Below are 2,842 nucleotides of genomic sequence, written 5' to 3' on the forward strand. Positions count from 1 at the left end.
CAATATTTCCAACAATCAAAAGCTCCCTCACCCCAGCCCTCTCCCGGAGGGAGAGGGAGCCGACCGAGGTGTCTCAGGAAATCCGTCGACCTGAAAAGGCCAGTCGATTATGGATTCACCACGAAAGCTTCAGGCAAAAGCTTAGCTTCAATATTCCCCAATCGGTTCCCTCTCCCTCCGGGAGAGGGTTAGGGTGAGGGCAGCAATCTCAAGGCTGACGCGGTTTGCGCCCCGACACAAAATGGCTGACATCATTAAACCCCGGCGTCGACGCATGCCCTGGCGTCACCAGCGAGTCGATAAACGCCTCATCTTCCGCCGAGATCTTCACCGCTTGCGCCTTGGTGTACGCATCCCACTGTTCTTCCGTGCGCGGCCCGACAATCGCCGACGTCACCGCGCCGTTGTTCAGCACCCAGGCAATCGCGAACTCAACGATCCCGACCCCGCGCTCCTGGGTGTACTGCTGAATCTGCTGGGCAATGCGCAACGACTCCACGCGCCATTCGGTCTCAAGAATCCGCTTGTCCTGGCGCCCGGCACGGCTGTTGGCGTCCGGCGTCACGTCCGGTGCGTACTTGCCGCTGAGCACGCCACGGGCCAGCGGGCTGTAAGGCACCACGCCGAGGCCGTAAGTCTGGGCGGCGGTGATCTGCTCGGTTTCGGCCTGACGGTTGACGATGTTGTACAGCGGCTGGCTGATCACCGGGCGATCGACGCCGAGGTTGTCCGCCACGCGAATCACCTCGGCAATCCGCCAGCCGCGATAGTTCGACAGGCCCCAGTAACGGATTTTGCCTTGGCGAATCAGATCGCCGATGGCCGAGACCGTCACCTCCAGTGGGGTGTTGTGGTCTTCGCGGTGCAGGTAATAGATGTCGAGGTAGTCGGTGCCGAGTCGGGTCAGGCTGGCCTCCAGACCATTGAAAATGTGTTTGCGGCTCAGACCGCTGCGATTCGGCACGCCATCCACCGGGCCAAAACCGACCTTGGTCGCCAGCACCCATTCATGACGATGACGGGCGATGGCTTCGCCGACGATTTCTTCCGAGCGACCGTTGGTGTAGACGTCAGCGGTGTCGATGAAATTGATGCCCTGATCCCACGCCTTGTCGATGATGCACAGCGAATCTTCCGCGCTGGTCTGCTCGCCGAACATCATCGTGCCAAGAGTGAGGGTGGACACCTGCAACCCCGAGTGACCCAGTGTGCGATAGCTCATGCCGAAATCCTTTTGTCGGTGGGAAAGCGTCCATCAAATACCAGAAGCCCCCGCTGGGGCAAAGTGAATTTAACGGCGCAATGCCTCGCAGCGCTCGCGCAAAAACGCCTGCAACACCTTGACCCGCTCCGACACCTGCACCCGGTGCGGGCACAGCAGATTGAACGGCACACTCTCGCCGTGCCAGTCTTCGAACAGCGTCACCAACCGTCCGGCGCGCACGTCTTTGGCTACGTCGAGCCAGGCCTTGTAGGCGATGCCGTGCCCGGCGAGCGCCCAGCGGCGGGCGACTTCGCCGTCGTCGCTGAGGTAGTCGCCGCGTACTTCGACCTCGACCGTTTCGTCTTCGCGATGGAAACGCCAGGTGTTGTAAGGCCGGCCATTGCGCAGGTAGAGCAGGGCGCTGTGTTCGCTCAATCCGGCGGGGTTTTGCGGTGTGCCGTGGCGTTCCAGATACGCAGGGCTGGCGCAGGCCACACGGCGATGCTCAGGCAGAATCGGCAACGCCACCAGCGTCGAATCACTCGGCACGCCAAAGCGCAGCGCCACGTCCACCGTCTCGCGAAACAGATCCGCATGCCGGTCGTTGAGCAGCAGTTGCAGCTGAATGTGCGGGTGCTCGCGCTTGAAATCGTCCAGCCACGGCAGCAACACATTGCGCCCGAAGTCCGACGGCGCCGCCAGTTGCAGCACGCCGCTCAGGCCTTCGGTCTGCTGCTTCAGCGCCTGTTCGCCCTCGGCCAGGGTGGTCAGCGCCAGACGCACGCTTTCCAGATAGCGCCGGCCTTCTTCGGTCAGGCGCATGCTGCGGGTCGAGCGGGCGAAGAGGCGGATGCCGAGGCGGGTTTCCAGGCGTTTCAGGGCGATGCTTGCCGCCGCCGGGGTCAGCTCCAGCGCCCGGGCGGCCGCGGAAATACTGCCGGAGTCGGCAGTGCGGACGAAGATTTCCAGATCGAGGATCGAGCTCATTAGTAAAAATCCGTTGAAGATCCTTGGCGTTTTGCGGGATTTTTCCGGGATTGGCAAGCGTGGATACTGAAATCCTGAATAACCGCAGGAGACAGACATGACGTGGACATTCGATCATCTGGCCTTCAACACCGTTGACGGCCAGGCGCTGCAGGACGCTTTTGGTGCGCTATTGGGACTGAAACCGGGGCGCGGCCGCCGTTTCCGTTTCCTGGGCGTTGGTTGTATCAGGATGGGCAGGCGTTGGTGCATGTGATTGAGCAGCCTTCATCCGAAGACGCTGTTTTGAGCCACATCGCGTTTCGTACCGATGAAGATGCGGCAGTGGTTTTGAAACGGGTACAGGGCAGTGGATTGCCGTATCAGGTGGCGCAGGTGCCGGAGGACGGGATCTGGCAGATTTTTGTGCAGATGCCGGGGGGATTGGTTTTGGAGTTGGATGCGAAATCGGGGGCCTAGAATCAAGAGCGCCCTCACCCTAACCCTCTCCCGGAGGGAGAGGGGACAGATTGAGGTGTTCTCACGAGTTACGCCGACGTGAAATACCGAGTCGAACTCCAGTTTTGAAAAACACACATCACGGCGTATCGACGTGAAATATCGAGTCGAACTCCGATTTTGAAAAGCACCGAGATCGGCTCCCTTTCCCCC

At 60.7% G+C, this 2,842-nt stretch carries 2 protein-coding genes and 1 pseudogene; 1 reads left to right on the forward strand and 2 read right to left on the reverse strand.

Going from position 1 to position 2,842, the window contains the following annotated elements:
* Window positions 1-208 precede the first annotated feature (208 nt).
* Both BBF94_RS26510 and BBF94_RS26515 read right to left on the reverse strand, forming a co-directional pair.
* Entirely contained in the window at window positions 209-1,222 is a 1,014-nt protein-coding gene (locus tag BBF94_RS26510) for an aldo/keto reductase (RefSeq protein ID WP_065261882.1), read from the reverse strand.
* 69 nt (window positions 1,223-1,291) lie between these two features.
* Entirely contained in the window at window positions 1,292-2,191 is a 900-nt protein-coding gene (locus BBF94_RS26515; protein ID WP_065261883.1) for a LysR family transcriptional regulator, read from the reverse strand.
* Window positions 2,192-2,288: 97 nt separating this feature from the next.
* Between BBF94_RS26515 and BBF94_RS26520 the strand changes: the two are divergent.
* Window positions 2,289-2,650: pseudogene (locus BBF94_RS26520) on the forward strand (hypothetical protein).
* Window positions 2,651-2,842: the final 192 nt, after the last annotated feature.

This window comes from Pseudomonas bananamidigenes, assembly GCF_001679645.1.
Classification (GTDB): Bacteria; Pseudomonadota; Gammaproteobacteria; order Pseudomonadales; family Pseudomonadaceae; genus Aquipseudomonas; species Aquipseudomonas bananamidigenes.

Excerpts from the sequence above, each read along its gene's own strand:
- BBF94_RS26510 (WP_065261882.1), bottom strand. The coding sequence starts at position 1,222 with ATGAGCTATCGCACACTGGGTCACTCGGGGTTGCAGGTGTCCACCCTC.
- BBF94_RS26515 (WP_065261883.1), bottom strand. The coding sequence starts at position 2,191 with ATGAGCTCGATCCTCGATCTGGAAATCTTCGTCCGCACTGCCGACTCC.